General features: G+C 42.2%; 23 protein-coding genes and 1 other RNA gene. 17 read left to right on the top strand and 7 right to left on the bottom strand.

From position 1 onward, the window contains the following. Positions 1-172 precede the first annotated feature (172 nt). The 7 genes from LY624_RS14760 to murA are packed head-to-tail and all read left to right on the top strand — an operon-like array spanning position 173 to position 4,829. Entirely contained in the window at positions 173-991 is an 819-nt protein-coding gene (locus LY624_RS14760) for an ATP-binding cassette domain-containing protein (RefSeq protein ID WP_130149631.1), read from the top strand. Continuing rightward, complete coding sequence (gene mlaE, locus LY624_RS14755; RefSeq protein ID WP_062568564.1) at positions 984-1,763, top strand: lipid asymmetry maintenance ABC transporter permease subunit MlaE; 780 nt, start codon at positions 984-986, stop codon at positions 1,761-1,763. Before LY624_RS14760 ends, mlaE begins: the two co-directional genes overlap by 8 nt. Before the next feature lie 13 nt (positions 1,764-1,776). Beyond that, complete coding sequence (gene mlaD, locus LY624_RS14750; protein WP_130149366.1) at positions 1,777-2,325, top strand: outer membrane lipid asymmetry maintenance protein MlaD; 549 nt, start codon at positions 1,777-1,779, stop codon at positions 2,323-2,325. Positions 2,326-2,327: 2 nt separating this feature from the next. Then, the gene (locus LY624_RS14745; protein WP_237120041.1) at positions 2,328-3,005 is read left to right on the top strand and encodes an MlaC/ttg2D family ABC transporter substrate-binding protein; all 678 of its coding nucleotides are present in this window, start codon (positions 2,328-2,330) and stop codon (positions 3,003-3,005) included. After that, positions 2,998-3,291: an STAS domain-containing protein gene (locus LY624_RS14740; RefSeq protein WP_130149368.1), complete on the top strand. Its 294-nt coding sequence runs from the start codon at positions 2,998-3,000 to the stop codon at positions 3,289-3,291. Before LY624_RS14745 ends, LY624_RS14740 begins: the two co-directional genes overlap by 8 nt. A 5-nt stretch (positions 3,292-3,296) precedes the next feature. After that, positions 3,297-3,554, top strand: coding sequence for a BolA family protein (locus LY624_RS14735; protein WP_062568568.1), 258 nt, complete (start codon positions 3,297-3,299; stop codon positions 3,552-3,554). A gap of 15 nt (positions 3,555-3,569) precedes the next feature. Then, positions 3,570-4,829 carry a UDP-N-acetylglucosamine 1-carboxyvinyltransferase gene (gene murA / locus LY624_RS14730; RefSeq protein ID WP_341803314.1) on the top strand — a complete coding sequence of 420 codons (1,260 nt, stop codon included), beginning with the start codon at positions 3,570-3,572 and terminating at the stop codon, positions 4,827-4,829. A gap of 55 nt (positions 4,830-4,884) precedes the next feature. Here the strand turns inward: murA and LY624_RS14725 are convergent, their stop codons facing one another. From LY624_RS14725 to LY624_RS14715, 3 genes are all read right to left on the bottom strand, one after another. Then, positions 4,885-5,967: a trypsin-like peptidase domain-containing protein gene (locus LY624_RS14725; protein ID WP_130149369.1), complete on the bottom strand. Its 1,083-nt coding sequence runs from the start codon at positions 5,965-5,967 to the stop codon at positions 4,885-4,887. A 98-nt stretch (positions 5,968-6,065) separates the two neighbouring features. Beyond that, a complete protein-coding gene (locus tag LY624_RS14720) occupies positions 6,066-7,418 on the bottom strand; it encodes a Do family serine endopeptidase (protein WP_062568571.1) in 1,353 nt (450 codons plus the stop codon). Positions 7,419-7,584: 166 nt separating this feature from the next. Continuing rightward, the gene (locus tag LY624_RS14715; RefSeq protein ID WP_062568572.1) at positions 7,585-8,028 is read right to left on the bottom strand and encodes a YhcB family protein; all 444 of its coding nucleotides are present in this window, start codon (positions 8,026-8,028) and stop codon (positions 7,585-7,587) included. Between the two features lie 176 nt (positions 8,029-8,204). Here LY624_RS14715 and zapE point away from each other — a divergent pair, with 176 nt between their 5' ends. The 8 genes from zapE (at position 8,205) to LY624_RS14675 (ending at position 14,773) form a co-directional block, all read left to right on the top strand. Beyond that, positions 8,205-9,293 carry a cell division protein ZapE gene (zapE, locus tag LY624_RS14710; protein WP_193987850.1) on the top strand — a complete coding sequence of 363 codons (1,089 nt, stop codon included), beginning with the start codon at positions 8,205-8,207 and terminating at the stop codon, positions 9,291-9,293. Between the two features lie 290 nt (positions 9,294-9,583). Beyond that, positions 9,584-10,012: a 50S ribosomal protein L13 gene (rplM, locus tag LY624_RS14705; protein ID WP_062568574.1), complete on the top strand. Its 429-nt coding sequence runs from the start codon at positions 9,584-9,586 to the stop codon at positions 10,010-10,012. A gap of 8 nt (positions 10,013-10,020) precedes the next feature. Next, the gene (rpsI, locus tag LY624_RS14700) at positions 10,021-10,413 is read left to right on the top strand and encodes a 30S ribosomal protein S9 (protein WP_095209788.1); all 393 of its coding nucleotides are present in this window, start codon (positions 10,021-10,023) and stop codon (positions 10,411-10,413) included. 624 nt (positions 10,414-11,037) lie between these two features. Then, entirely contained in the window at positions 11,038-11,628 is a 591-nt protein-coding gene (gene petA, locus LY624_RS14695; RefSeq protein ID WP_062568575.1) for a ubiquinol-cytochrome c reductase iron-sulfur subunit, read from the top strand. Next, complete coding sequence (locus tag LY624_RS14690) at positions 11,628-12,893, top strand: cytochrome b (protein ID WP_062568576.1); 1,266 nt, start codon at positions 11,628-11,630, stop codon at positions 12,891-12,893. Before petA ends, LY624_RS14690 begins: the two co-directional genes overlap by 1 nt. After that, positions 12,890-13,627, top strand: coding sequence for a cytochrome c1 (locus LY624_RS14685; protein ID WP_062568577.1), 738 nt, complete (start codon positions 12,890-12,892; stop codon positions 13,625-13,627). Before LY624_RS14690 ends, LY624_RS14685 begins: the two co-directional genes overlap by 4 nt. A gap of 79 nt (positions 13,628-13,706) precedes the next feature. Further along, positions 13,707-14,333, top strand: coding sequence for a stringent starvation protein SspA (gene sspA, locus LY624_RS14680; protein ID WP_062568578.1), 627 nt, complete (start codon positions 13,707-13,709; stop codon positions 14,331-14,333). Then, positions 14,333-14,773, top strand: coding sequence for a ClpXP protease specificity-enhancing factor (locus tag LY624_RS14675; RefSeq protein ID WP_062568579.1), 441 nt, complete (start codon positions 14,333-14,335; stop codon positions 14,771-14,773). Before sspA ends, LY624_RS14675 begins: the two co-directional genes overlap by 1 nt. A gap of 60 nt (positions 14,774-14,833) precedes the next feature. Here the strand turns inward: LY624_RS14675 and dolP are convergent, their stop codons facing one another. Genes dolP through LY624_RS14655 form a run of 4 tightly spaced genes read right to left on the bottom strand, consistent with a single transcriptional unit; the run spans position 14,834 to position 18,292 of the window. Continuing rightward, positions 14,834-15,400 carry a division/outer membrane stress-associated lipid-binding lipoprotein gene (gene dolP, locus LY624_RS14670; RefSeq protein ID WP_062568580.1) on the bottom strand — a complete coding sequence of 189 codons (567 nt, stop codon included), beginning with the start codon at positions 15,398-15,400 and terminating at the stop codon, positions 14,834-14,836. Continuing rightward, entirely contained in the window at positions 15,393-15,986 is a 594-nt protein-coding gene (locus LY624_RS14665) for an SIS domain-containing protein (protein WP_130149371.1), read from the bottom strand. The genes dolP and LY624_RS14665 overlap by 8 nt, the downstream gene beginning before the upstream one ends. A gap of 32 nt (positions 15,987-16,018) precedes the next feature. Beyond that, positions 16,019-16,390 carry a YraN family protein gene (locus tag LY624_RS14660; protein WP_237120040.1) on the bottom strand — a complete coding sequence of 124 codons (372 nt, stop codon included), beginning with the start codon at positions 16,388-16,390 and terminating at the stop codon, positions 16,019-16,021. Positions 16,391-16,414: 24 nt separating this feature from the next. Further along, on the bottom strand, positions 16,415-18,292 hold the full coding sequence (locus LY624_RS14655) for a penicillin-binding protein activator (protein WP_341803313.1): 1,878 nt from the start codon (positions 18,290-18,292) through the stop codon (positions 16,415-16,417). 61 nt (positions 18,293-18,353) lie between these two features. Between LY624_RS14655 and rsmI the strand changes: the two genes are divergently transcribed. Together rsmI and rnpB are read left to right on the top strand one after the other, a co-directional pair. Next, entirely contained in the window at positions 18,354-19,211 is an 858-nt protein-coding gene (gene rsmI / locus LY624_RS14650; RefSeq protein ID WP_341803312.1) for a 16S rRNA (cytidine(1402)-2'-O)-methyltransferase, read from the top strand. Positions 19,212-19,253: 42 nt separating this feature from the next. Next, positions 19,254-19,619, top strand: an RNA gene (rnpB, locus tag LY624_RS14645) — RNase P RNA component class A. The last annotated feature ends 171 nt before the right edge of the window (positions 19,620-19,790 follow it).

Below are 19,790 nucleotides of genomic sequence, written 5' to 3'. Positions count from 1 at the left end.
AATAGACTGAATGTTTTAAATGGGTGTTTTTTGGAAACTAAATTTAAGCGTGTATTAAGTTCGACATTTCTAATATAGATTATTTCGATAGAAAATATTACAAAATTTTACGATTTGTTTTTTCCATCTTGACTAAAAAACCCTTAAAATGGCAAAACTAGTGAAAAAAGTTATGGAGAGCGACTTGTCGCAATCAATAGTAGAAATCAAGGATGTAACCTTTTCACGGGGCGATAGAATCATATATAAAAATATGACTTTTAACATTCCGAAAGGCAAAATCACCGCTATTATGGGACCAAGCGGCATTGGTAAAACCACCATGTTACGCTTAATCGGTGGCCAACTTAAGCCTGACTCGGGTGACATTTTGTTCGAAGGGCAGAGTATCCCTAGTATGTCGCGCAAGGCACTTTATGCTGCCCGTACAAAAATGAGCATGTTATTTCAAAGTGGCGCTTTGTTCACTGATATGACTGTATTTGATAACATTGCTTTTCCTTTACGTGAACACACGCAACTCAGTGAAGACTTAATTCGTCTTGTCGTGTTAATGAAACTACAAGCCGTTGGTTTACGTGGTGCGCAAGATTTGATGCCATCTGAATTATCGGGTGGTATGGCAAGGCGTGCTGCACTAGCGCGCTCTATTGCACTTGATCCTGAACTCATTATGTATGATGAGCCTTTTGCTGGCCAAGATCCTATTTCGATGGGGGTGTTAGTGAAACTCATAAAATCACTTAATCAGGTGCTCGGTTTATCCTCTTTAATTGTTACCCATGATGTCACTGAAGTTTTAAGCATTGCAGACCATGTTATTATAATTGCTGAACAAGGGGTGATAGGCGAAGGTTCCCCTGAGCAAATGCAGAACCACGAGTCTGAATTAGTACAACAATTCTTAAAAGGTTTGTCTGATGGCCCCGTGCCTTTTCATTACCCAGCTCCTGAATACAGTGAAGAGTTATTAGGAGTGCGCAATGTTTGATCTTTTGCAAAAGCTAGGACATAAAACCTTAGGGCGTTTTGCTGCACTGGGTCGTTCTACACAAATGCTATTTGGCGCCTTAGTTAACAAGCCAAACTTTAAAAAGGGCACACCTTTACTTATACGCCAGTTGTATATGGTGGGGTCGCAATCGCTGCTTATTATTATGGTGTCAGGCTTATTTATAGGTATGGTACTTGCGCTCCAAGGCTACACTGTATTGGTTGGTTATGGTGCTGAGGACAGTTTAGGTCCATTGGTTGCACTTAGTTTATTGCGTGAGCTTGGGCCTGTGGTTACAGCACTGCTTTTTGCTGGTAGAGCGGGAAGTGCTTTAACGGCGGAAATCGGTTTAATGAAAGCAACCGAGCAACTATCGAGTCTAGAGATGATGGCAATTGATCCGCTCAAGCGAATTATTGCGCCTCGATTTTGGGCTGGTTTCATTAGCATGCCCATATTGGCACTTATCTTTTCTGCGGTAGCTATTATAGGCGCTCATTTAGTGGGTGTTGATTGGCTTGGTGTTGACTCAGGGAGCTTCTGGTCAATCATGCAATCGCAGGTGTCGTTCCAACAAGATATAGTAAACGGCATGATTAAAAGTTTTGTTTTTGCCATGATCGTGACTTGGATTGCTCTTTATAAAGGGTATGACTGTATCCCAACCTCAGAAGGGATAAGCAAAGCCACAACAGAAACCGTTGTGCACTCGTCACTGGCAGTATTAGGTTTTGACTTTATTTTAACAGCGGTAATGTTTACCAGCTAATTAGGGTATAAAGATGAATTCACGGAAATTAGAAATTTTAGTTGGCTTTTTTGTAGCCCTTGGTATTGCTGCATTTGCGTTATTAGCATTTAAAGTCGCCAATGCGGGGATCAGCGGCAGTGGTGAGACCTACCAGCTTAATGCAAAGTTTGAAAATATTGGCTCTTTAAAAGCGCGTGCGCCAATAAAAGTGGGGGGGGTTGTTGTGGGTCGTGTCGAGTCTATCTCAATTCATCCTAAAGAGTTTGTTCCTGTGGTTAACATGGCTATTGATGCGAACTATTTATGTAAGTTTTCGGACACGACATCAATCTCTATTTTAACGTCAGGTATTTTGGGTGAGCAATATTTAGGTATTAATCCTGTTATTGCGCCACAGTCAGCTGAGCAACGTTGTATGGGAAGTGAAGTGACTGCCGATGAGCAAGATGCAGGCTTAGATGAACTATTTGGTGTCGAGAGTAAAGCATTAGCTGATGGTGATTACATTACTGATACTAAATCAGCATTAGTACTTGAAGAGCTAATCGGTCAGTTCTTATTCAACCAGGGTGGTGAGTAATTATGTTTAAGAAATTTTTGTTATGTTTAAGTGCTGTATGTGCACTAAGTGCCAACGCGGCAGAACCAACCGTCGATTTAAAAGATCCATATAAAATGGTGCGTGAAGTGTCTGACAATACATTCGCACGTATTACTAAAGATCAGCCATTAATTGCCAAAGACAAAGAGCACTTGCGTGTTATCGTTGAAGAAGAGTTGATGCCATACATTGATTATAAATACGCAGCGCTTCGTGTTTTGGGTAATCATGTTTCAAAAGTAAGAGCAATCGAGGATAAGGCTGAAAAAGAAAAAGCAATTAAAGAGTTACAGCGCTTTATTGACGTGTTTCAAAAGTATTTAATTGCGACGTATGCAGGTGTATTCACACAATATACCAATCAAAGTGTAGAGTTTGGCCCTGCTCAGCCTTTTAAAGGTCAAGACGTTGTTTTAGTTAAGACAAAAATTGTAGAGTCGGGCAAACCTGATATCAAAATTGATTTTAAAGTACGTGAAGATCGTGATGGTGATTGGCGCGCTTACGACATGATTGCAGAAGGGATCAGTTTACTGGATGCAAAGCAAAGTGAGTTTCAAGGTATCTTACGTCAGCAAGGTATTGAGCATGTGAGTGACTTACTAGAGCAAAAGAGCCAACTGCCAGTGCAATTTAGAGGTGAAGGTGGGAATGAGTAAAGTATCGATTACTCAACTCGACGATGACCAATTTCGAGTTAGCGGTGAACTGACTCGAAATTCTATCAGCCATGAACGACTTCTGAATATGAAGCCACAAACTAAGCATAAAACATGGTATTTTGACCTTTCTGAGGTCTCTAGGGTTGACACGGCGGGCTTAGCTTGGTTAATTCATTCTTTCGCAGAATTAAAGCAGCAAGGTGTGCGCCTTGAGCTGAAAAACAGCCCTGATCAACTGCAGAAATTAATGCAATTAGGTCAGGTCACAAACCTTTTTGAGTGAGATTTATGGAAACAAGCCAAGTCGAAACGTTATTACGCGACGAATTAAAATTAGATGAAGTAATTGTTAAAGCAAACGGTAGCCACTATGAAGTGATTGCTGTTGGTGAGTGTTTTGATGGTTTATCTCGCGTTAAAAAGCAGCAACTGGTATATGCTCCATTAATGGCGACTATCTCAGACGGTACCATCCACGCAGTGTCAATCAAAGCATTTACACCAACAGAGTGGAAACGCGAACAAAAATTTATACTTCCACAATAGTCACAGGACCTCCTCATGGATCAATTTGTTATTCAAGGTGGTACATCACTGGCTGGTGAAGTCACTATCTCTGGCGCTAAAAACGCCGCTCTGCCAATCCTTTTTGCTGCACTGTTAGGGCAGGGCAAAAGTACCTTTAGTAATGTTCCTCGCTTGCGCGATATCGGTACCACAGAAGCCTTGTTAAAAACGCTGGGCGCAAATGTAGAGTGGCAACAAGATAAGCTTGTAATTGATGGCGCAACAGTCAATAAGACACTTGCACCTTATGAATTAGTTAAGCAGATGCGTGCCTCGGTTTTAGCTTTAGGGCCGCTGGTTGCGCGTTTTGGCGAAGCTCAAGTTTCATTGCCTGGCGGCTGTGCAATTGGTGCTCGTCCTGTTGATATCCATATTCAGGGTCTTGAGCGCATGGGCGCGGCGATTAAGGTTGAAAACGGTTATATAAATGCCAAAGTCGACGGTCGCTTAAAAGGTGCTGAGATTTTCATGGAAATGGTCAGTGTCGGCGCTACTGAAAACTTATTAATGGCGGCAACGCTGGCTGATGGTAAAACTGTACTTGAGAATGCAGCCCGTGAGCCTGAAATTACCGATCTTGCTAATTGCTTAATCGCAATGGGCGCAAAGATCACTGGCGCAGGTACGAGCCGAATCGAAATTGAAGGCGTTGAGTCGCTTTCTGGCTGTGAATATAGCATATTGCCAGATCGTATTGAGACAGGCACTTTCTTGGTTGCTGCGGCAATGGCCGGTGGCGAGGTACTGTGTAAAAATACCCACTACCATAGCCTTGATCCTGTGATTGAAAAACTGCGTGCCACTAATGCATTGGTTGAAGTGACAGATAACAGTATTTATCTAGATATGCGCGACCGTGATTTAAAAGCCGTGAATATCAAAACCATGCCACACCCAGGTTTTCCAACAGATATGCAAGCACAATTTACCGCACTTAATGTTGTGGCAAAAGGCAGTGCAACAATCACAGAAACGATCTTCGAAAACCGTTTTATGCACGTGCCTGAGTTGCAGCGTATGGGGGCTAATATTCGTTTAGAGGGCAATACAGCGATTTGTGGAGATACCGATAAGTTGTCAGGTGCACAAGTAATGGCAACGGATCTACGCGCTTCAGCGAGCCTTATCTTAACGGGGATTGTAGCGCAAGGTGAGACGATTGTTGATCGTATTTACCACGTTGATCGTGGTTACCAGCGCATTGAGGATAAACTTAGTGCGCTAGGCGCTAATATTAAGCGCCGCTCAAATTAGTTAGAGAACGTTAAGTGTAAAAAAGGCCTAATACTAAGTTAGGCCTTTTTTGTGCTTATAATTTGGTTTCGAGTTCAGCAACTGTCACCATGATTTTCAATATTTTACCATCACGGTAGAGCTCAAATTCAATTTCTTTGCCAGGTTCGGTGTTCCCGATTTTTTCGAGAACCTGCTGTGGGTTAGCGACCGATAAGCCGGCGATCTTAATCACAATATCTTGCTCTTTAATACCCGCTTGCCAAGCAGGGCCTAGGGGATCGAGGTTATTAATACGCATTCCAGTGACGGGTGTGTAGCTGTCACTCACATCTTTACCCGTGCTATCAACAGCCGTACCTGTAAAGCCAAGATAGCCTCTGACAACACGACCATGTTTAATCAGCTTGTCCATAATATCCTTTGCCAGTGAGTAGGGCACTGCAAAGAAAATACCTTGTATATCTAAATTTTCACGGGTTTTAAATTGTGCAGAAGTAATACCAACTAAATCACCCCGAGAATTAACTAATGCACCACCCGAGTTACCCACGTTTATCGCAGCGTCCATCTGGAGCAAGTTATTGTAAGGACTATCTGTAATTTTTTGTTTTCCTGTTGCACTGATAATACCTTGAGTAATTGTTTGCCCTAAATTAAGTGGGTTACCTATCGCTAAAACAACATCACCAACGCGAGGCTTGAAGTCATCATTAATCGGGATAACAGGTAAATGATCAGAATTGATCTTTAATAAGGCCAAGTCTGTGATTGTATCAAAGCCAATTAACTGAACATCATAAAAGCGACGACCATCAGTTAAAATAACAATGATTTGATCGGCATTATTAATGACATGATAATTCGTTAAAATATACCCGTCTTGCGACATGATTACACCAGAACCAAGCTCTTGAATGGTATTTTGTCGCTTATAACGAGGTTGATTACTGATGCTTTCTGAAAAAATAGTCACTACCGAAGGAGCAGCACGATGGACTGCATCCGCAAAACTCATATGTTGAGTTGATATTGCATCCGGTAGGCTGACATTCGGAAACAGCGCCGCGCGCATCGTAGGACTGAGCAAAACGACTAAAAAGGCAATGCCTAAGCCTGTGAAAAGTGGTGGAAGAATAAATTTTAAAAGTTTAAGCACAGTATTCTTATTATCAGTGAGCAATCCCTTAATGATGGCACAAAAAAAATAACAGCGGCAAGCACCACTGTTATTTTTTCATGATTAATCAATTAAGTTTATTGGATAAGAACAAAAATAAGCTCTCTTCCACGTTTTACACCTAGGACAATATTGCCTTGGGTGTTTTCAATAATCTTGTGCATATCTCGGATATTCTCAACGCGTTGTCGGTTGACTTGCATGATCACATCTCCCTCTTCCAAGCCTACTCGTGCTGCTGGTGAGCGAGCTTCTACCGAGGTAACCTCTACGCCTTTACCATCACTTTTTTGCGTGTTTTCAAGGGTTGCGCCTTGGAAAGCAGGGTGGGTTTCTTCGCCAGCGGACACTGAGCTTGCTGCACCATCTAAGGTAACGCTCACTGTTTTAACTTTACCATCACGATAAATGCCCAGTTTGACTTTTTTACCTTCACCTAGGGTAGCTATCTTACTGCGCAGTTCATGAAAACCACTGATCTCGCTACCATCAACACTAATAATGACATCACCAGCCTTTATGCCTGCTTTACTCGCTGCGGTATCATCCATTACTTGCATCACATAAGCACCTTGTTTCACATCGAGCTTTTGCGCTTTAGCAAGGCCTGCATCAAGTGGACGACCTGAAATACCTAGTGAGCCACGTCGAACCTCACCGTGCTCAATAATTTGGTCAACAAGGTTTTTCATCATGGTTGATGGAATGGCAAAACCAATACCTACGTTACCGCCTGAGGCGCCTAAGATAGCCGTATTGATACCAATTAGTTCACCATTTAGGTTAACTAAGGCGCCGCCAGAGTTACCTTGGTTAATAGCAGCATCGGTTTGAATAAAGTCTTCATAGCCTTCTATATTTAAACCGCTGCGGCCAAGGGCACTGACGATACCTGATGTCACGGTGTGACTTAAACCAAATGGGTTACCAATCGCAACGGCAAAGTCACCCACACGAAGTTTATCTGAATCGGCAATCTTCAGGGCTGTTAAGTCTTCGGCATCAATTTGCAGCAATGCGACATCAGACTCTTTATCACTACCGATTTTTGTTGCTTCATACTCACGACCGTCCTCTAACGTGACGACCATTTTTTCTGCGTCTTCGATCACATGGTTGTTGGTGACTACATAACCCTCTTTTGCATCAATGATTACACCTGACCCAAGACCGCTAAACTGGCGTTTTTGGCTACCACCTCGGGGGACACCAAAAAAGTCATCAAAGGGTGTTGCACGGCGGCGTACTTCTTTTGAGCCAGAAACTTGGATACTGACAACCCCAGGGGTGATCTGTTCAAGCATAGGCGCTAAGGTAGGTAACTGTTGACCATTAACTGCAATAGGAAGTTTTGCAGTAGCAATCGCCGGACTCAATAATAAGCTTGACGACAAAAGGGCAGCACTAATAACAGATAATTTCATTTTCATAGTCTGGGTTTACTCCACTTCAGAGATTTCAGAGTTAAAGCAAATGAGGCGTGTTAATTTTTGATGTTAACTCGCCCAAAAAGAAAAAGGCTGCGTAAGCAGCCCTTTTCTTGGTTTAGATATAAAGCTGTTATACCTAAAGACTATGGGGTCAAAAAAAAGTTCATCAAGAGGCTTTAGAATGTTCTGAAACTTTATTTTCACCGGCAAACAAGCCACTCTCACCAACAACGTAGTCAGCTGGCTGAGCCTCGGCGTTTGAGCGATCGCTGCTGCGATCTTTTAATGAATTTTGTAGCTGCTCAGTGGTTTCTTTCGAAAAGAAAGGCTCAGCAGGGTGCTGCTTCTTATCAGCAAGTAATAACTTATTTGTTTCTTCAACATGGTTAAGCAATTGGTCATAGTTATCCTTCATTTTAGATACTAGTTTACCTGTGCTTGCGAGATGATCAGCAACATCTTGGCGATATTGCTCAAGTGCATTGTTGGCTTGTTCAACTTGCTCTTCTAATTCGTCTTGTTTAAATTGCTTTTTAGTTACAAATGCGCCAATGAAGAATGCCGAGATTGCAACAATGATTAAAATACCTATCCAGGTAATAGTACCCATAAATCTACCCCTTTGGGAAAAATAACAAAAACTATGCTGTTGAAGCCTTTATAGTCCAATCTATATTAAAAAAAGCTTAATGTGATTGTGAAATCATACTGCGGGTTAATATACCCTGAGATACGATGCGTGTTAATATACTGTGCAAATTTAACTGTGTTTTATTGTAACGACCTATGACTCCTTGGCAAAAATACCAACAAGATTTACAGCGAGAAGACTTTGTACATGATGCAGCGCAAGAAAATGCAGTGCGCCATTTGCAAAGACTCTATGATGACCTAACGGCAGACAAACCCGCCGCGAAGGGATGGTTTGCCAAACTATTCTCTAAAGATAGCACGCCTAGCATAAAAGGGCTGTATTTTTGGGGTGGAGTGGGCAGAGGTAAGACCTATTTAGTTGATACGTTTTACGAAGCTTTACCCACCGAACGTAAAATGCGTGTGCACTTTCACCGTTTTATGCATCGCGTGCATGATGAGCTTAAAAAGTTAAAAAACACCCGTAATCCATTGAACGTTGTTGCCGATATCTTTAAGTCCGAAACAGACATTATCTGTTTCGATGAGTTCTTTGTACAAGATATTACCGATGCAATGCTGCTAGGTGGTTTGATGGAAGCATTATTTGAACGCGGCATTGTGCTCGTTGCGACGTCAAACATTGTGCCTGATGAGTTGTATCGTAACGGTTTACAACGGGCCCGTTTTTTACCAGCGATTGAGTTGGTAAAAGCGAATACCGAAATCGTCAATGTTGATTCTGGTATTGATTATCGATTACGTACACTAGAGCAGGCTGAGATTTTCCATAGCCCGCTTGATAAGCAGGCTGATGAAAATTTATTTGAATATTTCGATAAATTGTCGCCTGAGCCAGGTGTGCTTGATAAGGCAATTGAAATTGAAGGGCGGATGATCAAAACCCGTAAAGTTTCAGACTGTATTGCCATGTTTGAGTTTAGTGAACTGTGCGAAACAGCTCGCAGCCAAGTCGATTATATGGAAATAAGCCGACTTTATAATACGGTGATTTTGTCGAACGTAAAAGCACTTGGTCAGGCTAATGATGATGCGGCACGTCGTTTTATCGCCTTAGTGGATGAATTTTATGAGCGTCATGTAACCCTGATTATCTCCGCTGAAAAGCCAATTACAGAGTTGTATAGCGAGGGAAATTTAAATTTTGAATTTAAGCGTTGCATTAGCCGATTACAAGAAATGCAATCGCTCGAATATTTAGCAAAAGAGCATTTGGCATAAAGCTGTTGGCATAAAGCTGTTGGCGCAATTTCTTTCATTGAAATGTGCCTGACAAGCCTAGCGGCTATGCTTTATTTTTTAGAATAAAAAACGACCATCATATAGCAATGTGGTTTAAGTGCTGGTATACTCCCGCGTCTGCCACGTTGCGTTCTATTGCCTGATATTAGTTTAGCCTCTAATTGATGGCTCAAAGTCTTAAACTCGAAGGGGTTAAAGCATTCAACTTAGAGCGGTAATTAATGATAATTACCTGTGGTTTTAAATAAGAAAACATTGGATTTTAATAAATGAAAACGTTTGTTGCTAAGCCAGAAACAGTAAAACGTGACTGGTACGTAGTTGACGCTGAAGGTAAAACTTTAGGTCGCATCGCTACTGAAATCGCTCGTCGCCTACGCGGTAAGCATAAAGCTGAGTACACTCCTCACGTAGATACTGGTGATTACATCATCGTTATCAACGCAGAGAAAGTGACTGTTACTGGTAATAAAGCAAAAGACAAAATGTACCACGCTCATACTGGTTTCCCAGGTGGTCTTAAGTCTACTACTTTCGACAAGCTTCAAGCTGCAAAGCCTGAAATGATTATCGAAAAAGCTGTTAAAGGCATGTTGCCACGTGGTCCTTTAGGCCGCGCAATGTACCGTAAACTTAAAGTTTACGCGGGTACTGAGCACAACCATGCTGCACAACAGCCTCAGGTTCTAGACATTTAAGGAGCACTATCATGGCAAATCAATACTACGGTACAGGTCGTCGTAAAAGTTCAAGTGCTCGCGTATTCTTACGCCCAGGCACTGGTAACATCGTAATCAACAAGCGCTCTCTAGAAGAGTACTTTGGTCGTGAGACTGCTCGCATGGTTGTTCGTCAAGCATTAGAGCACGTAGAAATGACTGAAAAGTTTGACCTACACATCACTGTTTCAGGTGGTGGTACTACTGGTCAAGCTGGTGCTATCCGTCACGGTATCACTCGCGCACTTATGGAGTTTGACGAGTCACTACGTCCTACACTTCGTAAAGCAGGTTTCGTTACACGTGATGCACGTAAAGTTGAGCGTAAGAAAGTGGGTCTTAAGAAAGCACGTAAGCGTCCACAATTCTCAAAACGTTAATATTTACGTTTATCAGAATACCAAAAACCCAGCTTCGGCTGGGTTTTTTGTTTTCGTGTAAAAAGTGTATTGATTTATTCAGCCGCCACGGTTAACTCACAAACCATATTCTCATTCCTCACTTTAAGTGGCTGACTCTCAATTCGTTATAGAGGGGGAGCAAAATCAAGCATCCTTTACGCACAGATGTTTCATTTTTTCGCTCGATATTTAACCGCTCTTAGTAATTCCTACGTATTACAGTAAAAAAACTTCATGATTTAGCAAAATTAGCTTAAATCCATCAGTTAATTGATGAATTTTTTTGCTACAATTGGAGGGCAAGTAATGTGAGTGAGTTCAACAACAGCTAATACAGAATTCTGTTTCCTCTTAGTGAGGTTGATCTTGGTCAGTATATTGTTTTTTTATATGCGTTATCATAAATAGCGGCTTCATACTCGAGCTAACCCAAATTAATAAAGTATTAAAACGGGTTTATTCAAGCATGAGACTGTGAATAACCTTGTTTTAATCAAGGCTTTTAATTATGATCGCGTCTATTTTGAAATTTCTAAAAATTAACCTGCTGTAACTGATGTTCTCAATATGGCAAGTGTTGGGAATCATAGTGGAGATAAGTGGATGAGCAATGCGCCTGTAGACAATGGCCGACGTCGCTTTTTAACCATAGCTACCTCTGTTGTTGGTGGTGTTGGTGCGGCTGGGGCTGCTGTTCCTTTTATTGCGTCTTGGAATCCAAGTGAGCGAGCTAAATCTGCGGGTGCGCCTGTAGAAGTAGATATCAGCAAGCTTGAGTCAGGACAATTAATACGTGTCGAGTGGCGTGGTAAGCCTGTATGGGTTATATCACGTACCCCGAGAATGCTTGAACAGATGAAAGAGCATGAAGGTCAACTTCGTGATCCTGCATCTGAAGAGCCTCAACAACCTGAATCATCAACCAATGAATACCGTTCACAACGACCAGAGATTTTCGTTGCTGTGGGTATTTGTACACACTTAGGTTGTTCTCCGAGCTTCTTACAAGGTGGCTTTGGTGAAAAAGTAGAGGGCACAGATGACGGTTTCTTCTGTCCGTGTCATGGTTCTAAATTTGATATGGCTGGTCGTGTATTCCAATCTGTACCTGCGCCATTAAATCTAGAAATCCCTCCGTACACCTTCATTGATGACACGACTATCTTAGTCGGTGAAGAAGAAGGAGTGGCATAATGTTTGGTAAAATTATTGGTTGGATCGACGATCGTATTCCAATGACACGTGTTTGGAACATGCATATCGCACAGTATCCAGCACCAAAAAACTTTAACTTCTGGTACTTCTTTGGCTCATTAGCCATGTTAGTACTTGTTAACCAAATCGTAACGGGTATTTGGTTAACAATGAACTTTGTGCCGTCTGCTGAGGGTGCTTTCGCATCGGTAGAATACATCATGCGTGATGTTGAATACGGCTGGTTACTTCGTTACCTTCACTCAACAGGTGCTTCAGCGTTCTTTATCGTTGTTTATCTGCACATGTTCCGTGGCATGATCTACGGCTCTTACCAAAAACCACGTGAGTTACTGTGGTTATTCGGTATGTTCATCTTCTTAGCACTTATGGCTGAAGCTTTCATGGGTTACTTACTTCCTTGGGGACAAATGTCTTTCTGGGGGGCACAGGTAATCATTTCACTATTCGGTGCGATTCCGGTTATTGGTGATGACTTAACGCTTTGGATCCGTGGTGACTACGTAATCTCTGGTGCAACGCTTAACCGCTTCTTCGCACTTCACGTAATTGCGTTACCTTTAGTTATCGTTATTTTAGTATTCTTACACATTGTTGCACTTCACGAAGTGGGTTCAAACAACCCAGATGGTGTTGAAATCAAGCGTAAGAAAGGTTCTGTTGCTGAAGAAGATAAACCTAAATTCAAATTCCACGAGTATTACACCAACAAGAAAGACATTGTTGATGCAATCCCGTTCCACCCTTACTACACAGTGAAAGATATTGTGGGTGTGGTTGGTTTCTTAATCTTATTCTGTTGGGTTGTATTCTTTATGCCAGCGATGAATGGTTTCTTCTTAGAAGCGCCAAACTTCGAAGCTGCGAACCCACTGAAAACACCTGAGCACATTTTCCCTGTTTGGTACTTCACGCCATTCTATGCGATTCTGCGTGCTATCCCAGATAAACTAATTGGTGTTATCGCGATGGGTGCATCTATCGTAGTGCTTGCGTTACTACCTTGGATTGACCGTGGTTCGGTTCGCTCTATTCGTTATCGTTGTGGCTTACACAAGTTAAACATTGCTCAATTCGTGGTAACTTTCATTATCTTGGGTTGGGTTGGTGCAACACCACAAACTGATTTCAAAACGCTGTTATCACAAATCACGACTGTGACATACTTCATGTTCTTCGTATTGTTATTTGTTTACAGTAAGAATGAGAAAACTAAGCCATTACCAACGAGGTTGACGAAATGATGAAAAAGCTAATTATCGGTTTATTCGCATTGTTGCCATCGTTGACAATGGCAGCAGGTCCTTCGGTTCCGTTAATGGATGCGAACATTGACCTAAAAGACAATGCGTCTTTACAACGTGGTGCTAAATTGTTCATGAACTACTGTCTTGGTTGTCACCAAATGCAGTATCAGCGTTATGAACGTACGTTCCGCGATATCGGTATTCCTACTGAAATTGGTCAAGAACAACTTATTTTTGACGGTTCAAAAGTAGGTAGCCATATCAAAAACGCGATCGGTAAAGAAGATGCTGCTAAGTGGTTTGGTGCTGCGCCACCAGACTTAACACTTGTAGCACGTGTTCGTGGAACTGACTGGATTTATACATATCTGAAGTCGTTCTATAAAGATGAATCACGTCCGTTTGGCGTAAATAATATTGTTTTCCCATCGGTAGGTATGCCTCATGTTCTTCAAGAGCTACAGGGCTTACCAACACCAATCACTGAAGAAGTCGAAGAACATGGTCATACTGTGACTAAAGTTGTTGGCACTGAAACAGATGGTACCGGTGAAATGAGTGACGATGAGTACGACCGTGCTGCTCGTGACTTAACTAACTTCTTGGCTTATGTTGGCGAACCGTCACGTTTAGAGTCAGAAGCGTTAGGTCTTAAGGTAATTGGTTTCCTAGTGATTCTATTTATCTTGGCATTCATGCTGAAGAAAGAATACTGGAGAGATGTTCACTAATCCTGGGCATGTTGAAAGGTAATTTTGTGATAGGGGCTTAAGCCCCTATTGCTGTTTTTGTAATATAATGGAGGTAGGCATGGCCGTAGCTGCCAATAAGCGCCCTGTAATGACCCTGTTTTCTGGTGCTAACTGTATGTATAGCCATCAAGTACGTATTGTACTTGCTGAAAAAGGTGTAAGTGTTGACATTCACCTGGCTGAAAAGGATAACCTGCCAGAAGCACTTCATGAAATTAACCCTTACGGTACAGTACCCACACTGATCGATCGTGAGCTTGGTTTATATCAGGCAAACATCATCATGGAATACCTTGATGAACGTTTTCCTCATCCTCCACTAATGCCAGTTTATCCGGTTATGCGTGGCCGTAGTCGTCTAATGATGCATCGCATTGATACTGACTGGTATAGCTTAGCTAACAAAATTTCAAGCGGTAGCAGTGAAGCAGCTCAAGCGCGTAAAGAGCTGACAGAAGCATTACTTGCAATTGCTCCTATCTTCTCTGAAGCTCCTTACTTCATGAGTGAAGAGTTCAGCCTAGTTGATTGTTACTTAGCACCACTACTTTGGCGTTTACCAGAACTTGGTATTGAGCTTACTGGTGCAGGCGCGAAAGAGCTTAAAGAATACATGTTGCGTTTATTTGAGCGTGAATCATTCCAAGCTTCACTCACTGAAGCTGAGCGTGAGATCCGTTTATAATGACGCCTAATCGTCCTTATTTACTACGCGCTTTCTTTGATTGGATTGTTGATAATCAGTGCACACCACATTTAGTTGTGAACGCTGATTTTCCTGCTGTACAAGTGCCAACTCAGTTTGTTCAAGACGGTCAGATCGTTTTAAACATTAGCCCATCGGCAGTTACAAATTTTGCTATGGATAACCAACAGCTAAGCTTTAATGCACGCTTTGGTGGACAGCCTATGCAAGTATACGTACCTATGGGCGCTGTACTCGCAATTTACGCACGTGAGAATGGTGAAGGGACTGTATTTACTGCAGAAGAATTCATCGAGGACGAAGAAGAGTTTGCTCCGGTATTAGAAAGTGTTGAAACTCCTGACGATATTACGCCAGATGATGAGCCGCCGACTAAACCAGAGAAGAAAAAAGGGTCTCACTTACGAGTGATTAAATAACCTTTCAGACTTACAAAAAACCCGCTTTTGAAGCGGGTTTTTTATTATTAGTGGCGAAAGTTATAGGTATTCGAATACCTTAATGACTCGTTCAACACCTGAAACATTACGTGCTACTTCAACGGCTAAATTAGCTTCTGTATTGCTCACTAAGCCCATTAAAAAGACTTCGCCATTCTCTGTGACCACTTTTATATTATTGCTACTGATGTTCTCTGTGGTGAGTAATTGCGTTTTTACTTTTGATGTTAGCCATGAGTCGTGAGTTTGTGTACTCATACCAATATTTGAGCTTATACGAATTTGGTTATGAATTTTACGTATGCCATCCACGCCTTCGATAGCACGTTGTGCTTCGTTTTTCATTTCTTGGTTAGCAACTTGCCCAATCATCAGTACAATACCATTCACACTGATTACATTTACATTGGCAAATTTGTGCAGGCGCTCATTTTCACTTATAGCAATAGAGCTTTTAATTTCAATGTTGTTGTCATCAATTTGTGAGCCTATTGTACGGCGATCATTGGCTGAGGTGACAGCACCTGCTGTGCCAGCAACGACTGCTGCAGCGCAACCCTGTAGAAGTAATACGGTACTTATGACAATAAGAGACTGTTTAAACATTGTTTTCTTCCTGTGGGAATAAGGTTAAATCAATAAGCTCACCTAAGCAGTGTAAATTAACGAGATGAGATTCAACAATTCGACTTGGGCGTTTTGAAGGGACACGGATCTCTACATCGTTAGGGCCTAATAAACCAACTAACTCTCCGCCATCGTCACCGACTAATACAATGACTTTCATATCGCGGGTTAGTGCAGCCTCTACAGCAGAAATAATTTGTTTCTCATTGCCATTCACTGCAATAGCGAGTAATAAGTCACCTTCTTGAGCAAAAGCGCGAATTTGTCTCGCAAAAGCTTCATGTTCATCGTTATGATTGCTTTGGCCAAGGTTAACTTGCTCTTGCGCAAGCGCAACAGCGGGTAGGCAAGGGCGTTCAGTTTCATAAAAGTTAATAAGTAAGCCTGCCATATGTTGTGCAAGCATATGACAGTTAGCGGTACCGCAGCAAAGTAACTTATTTCCATTTATAAGACTTTGTGCAATGGTAAATGCTGCAGACTCAAGAGCACTTGGCAAAACTTCACCAGCGGCTATTTGGACTTGAATATTTTCGGTAAAAATCTTTTTAATAGTTTCTTGCATAACCTACCAATAAGGCTTGTTAGCCTTTGATGTTAATATACATTTCTAAACCAGTTTATTTCACTATCTTGTTCACCTGTTATGGCGACGTAATCAATGCGCATACTCTGGTTGGGTAATTTTTTATCTGCAAGGTAATGGGCGATAGTTCGCCTAAGCCGTTGCTGCTTTTGTTGGCTAAGCGCATAATTCGCGCCACCACGAAGTTTGTTCTTTCGAAACTTCACTTCGACAAATACGAGTGTATTGCCTTCTCGCATAATGAGATCAAGCTCACCATATTGGCATAAGTAATTACACTCAATGGTTTTTAAGCCGTGCTGCTTCAGGTAGCTTTCGGCTTGCTTTTCATAATATAAACCTTTCTCGCGGCTATTTTGCCATAACTCTTTGAACCACGACATGACCTCATCCTTGAATCTTATTGGCTATTCTGCAGAGCTAATTCCTGAAGCTGATTGCATGAATAACGGTATAGGTTGCTCAGTTGCTAAATCAACAGCAATAATTTGTTTATTCTTATATTGCGCCCAATCTAAAGAGCGTGTGACATGGCCATTACTGGCAATGCTCAACTCGCCACTGATGCCATTAAAGCGCTTGCCTGCAACCATACTCAATTGTTTTACGCTTCCCAGCATACTGGTTGCGTCATAGGTCATCGCAAATAAACGCTGGTTAATATCGGCATTTTCAGGCCAAAGGCTCTCATATTGCTGACGTAAGTTATGTTGCTTTATTTGACCTTCGAGCATCCAAGGGAGTTCCGTGAAATAAAGGCCATCAAGGTCACCTTTGTCAGTTCTATCTATTTGCTTACTATGGCTTTTTGAACTAGCGTAAAGCGGAATACGTTCAGCAAAAGTACTGACATTAACATCCAAGTAAGGCTTTATTAGGCGTGTCTCGGTTGCATCTCCAAGAATGTAGATAACATCCACATCGCTACGCGATCGCGTTTCGCTCTCAACCTCTTGCCTAAATAATGACTTAACGACTTTAATGCGCTCTTTACTTTGGTCTACCTCTAATAAGCCTGTAATAGTTTTAGGCATATCATCTTTACTAGCGTAGAAGCCAACTTGTGGTTTAACCTCACTATAGCGTTGCCATTGCGTATTGAAGTATTCAACTAAGCGTTGGCCATTACTATTATTTGGTGCCAGCAGCATTGGCTTTTGGTAACCCGCTGTTAAAAAGCGCTCAAGTGCTTGTTGCACTTCATGTTCAGGGTTTAAAGCAAAGAAAAAGTGCTGTTGAGACACTCGTTCACCATCAAACGTATTTAGGTGCATAACAGGGTAATCAATAAGTGTTTGCGCCGTGCTTAATTTTTCAATATTACTTTTGAGTAAAGGGCCAATAACAAAATCGGCTTTAAATTCAGTGAGTTTTAGGGCAATTTCTGCCGCTGACAGCGATTCGTCTATAAATAAGGTTTCTTCTAGCGGGTTGTTATCAAGTGCAGCGAGTACACCTGCTTTGAGTGCATCGCCTAAACGTTCATTCGCACCTGACTGTGGAATGAGTACAGCAAGGCGATTAACCGTTAGTGGCTCGACTTCAATTAGTTCGGTCACTTTTTTTGGTAGCACCTCAGCAGCAGGGTGCCCTGGGTAGCGTCTCATCCAATTATTCATTGCTTGGTGCAGCTCGACAGGCGCGCCTAAGTATACTTGATGATAAAGCGCTAAATTAACCCAACCTTGTTGCACAACAGAACCGCGGTTAAAGCGCTCTAGTGCATACGATGAAAGCTGAGTAAGGCTATGCCATAAATCCTGATTTAAATTTGCAACGCTAAAGTTGTTATCATTACTAATTGTTGAAGCCGCAAAATAATAGGGCATGGCTTGTTTTGGCAAACCTTGTGATGCGTAAACTCGACCCGTTAAATACTGATGCCAAGCCTTATGTTCAGGCAGATTCAGCTCAGGCTCAAGTACTCGTAGTTGCTCAAGTGCAAGATCGCTTTTACCTTGCTGCTCTTGTGCTAACGCAATGTAAAGCTTGTTTTGAATTTGGTCTACGCTGGGAGTTGCTTCAAGCTCTAAACAGATATTCTCTAAAAGAGACCAACGCTCTTCACTAATCGCTGCATCTCGGGCTGTATAAAGTAGTTGGATTTTATCAGCACCTTGGCGATTAAGTGCCGTTTGATACATAGATTGTGCGTCGGTTAATTGTGACAGAGCACTACTCGATTGGCTCGATGGATTTTCTGTACTATTTGATGGTTTTTCGGTTGTGCTACAAGCCGATAACCCTGACAATACAATTAATAGACTAACAAGTTTAAGTCGCACAATGATTTCCCAATACGTTAACGCGATTTGCTTATATTACTGACTGACGCAGGAGACCTCAATGTTAAATGAGGACAATTCAGATAAAATCGGCACTCTTTACATTGTTGCCACGCCTATTGGTAACTTTGATGACATTAGTCAGCGTGCCATTCAGACCCTATCTGAGGTTGACTTAATAGCCGCTGAAGATACTCGCCATACGGGGAAGTTGTTAAGTCACTTTAATATCAAAGCAAAAACCTTTGCTTTACATGATCACAACGAAAAACAAAAAGCGCAGCAAATAGTTGACTGGCTTGAGCAGGGAATGAACATTGCCTTGGTATCAGATGCCGGCACACCATTAATTAGTGACCCAGGTTATGCGGTTGTTAATTTATGTCGTGAACAAGGCGCACATGTAACGCCTGTGCCTGGTGCCTGTGCTGCGATCACTGCGGTATGCTGCTCAGGCTTACCAACTGACCGTTTTCAGTTTATTGGTTTTACGCCAGCAAAAAGTAAAGCCAGACAAACTTTTTTTATTGAAGCGGTAAACTCAGGTATAACCAGCATCATGTATGAAAGTACTCACCGCATTATGGCAAGCCTTGATGATTTAGAAGAGGCGCTCGGCTCAGAGCAGCCTGTGGTGTTTGCGAAAGAGCTAACAAAAACCTTCGAAACCTTCTTTAATGGCAGCGTTGCTGAGCTAAAGCAGTTTTTAACCGATGATCCAACTAAGCAGCGCGGCGAAATTGTGCTTATGCTCCCAGGTAAGGCAAAGCAAAGTGATGATATTCCAGAAGATGCGCGCCGTATGCTTGGTTTACTCGAAGCCGAAATGCCACTGAAAAAAGCTTGTGGTGTTGTAGCTGAGTATTTTGGTTTGAAGAAAAACGCACTTTATAAAGCAATTATTGACGAAAAAGACTAATTCTTTACTGCATAGACGTGCGTGCTCAGGTATACTGCGCGCCGAGTCAGCCGAGATAATCGCTGCCTGCAACGAAAATGCGCAGGGGGAGGAAAGTCCGGGCTCCACAGGGCAGGGTGCCAGCTAACGGCTGGGGGGCGCGAGCCTACGACAAGTGCAGCAGAGAGGAGACCGCCAACTTCGGTTGGTAAGGGTGAAAGGGTGCGGTAAGAGCGCACCGGACCACTGGTAACAGTTGGTTGCAAGGTAAACTCCACCCGGAGCAAGACCAAATAGGGTTCTATCATTTTAAATAATGAACGCGTGGCCCACGTGAGAACCGGGTAGGTTGCTTGAGCCATAGAGCAATTTATGGCCTAGACGAATGATTATCCACGACAGAACCCGGCTTATTGGCTGACTCACCAAATTAGATTAAAGCCCCGCAGCGATGCGGGGCTTTTGTTTTTTGGGGAAGAAAATCCACTCCGCGCATACAAAACAGCGGCTTACTGGCTGACTCACCAAATTAGATTAAAGCCCGTAGTGAATGCTACTGGCTTTTTGCTTTTTTAATGCCACTTGCTGACTCATTAACTA

It is taken from the genome of Pseudoalteromonas sp. N1230-9 (genome assembly GCF_032716425.1).
Classification (GTDB): domain Bacteria; phylum Pseudomonadota; class Gammaproteobacteria; order Enterobacterales; family Alteromonadaceae; genus Pseudoalteromonas.
This window is presented reverse-complemented; position numbering and strand designations above follow the sequence as displayed.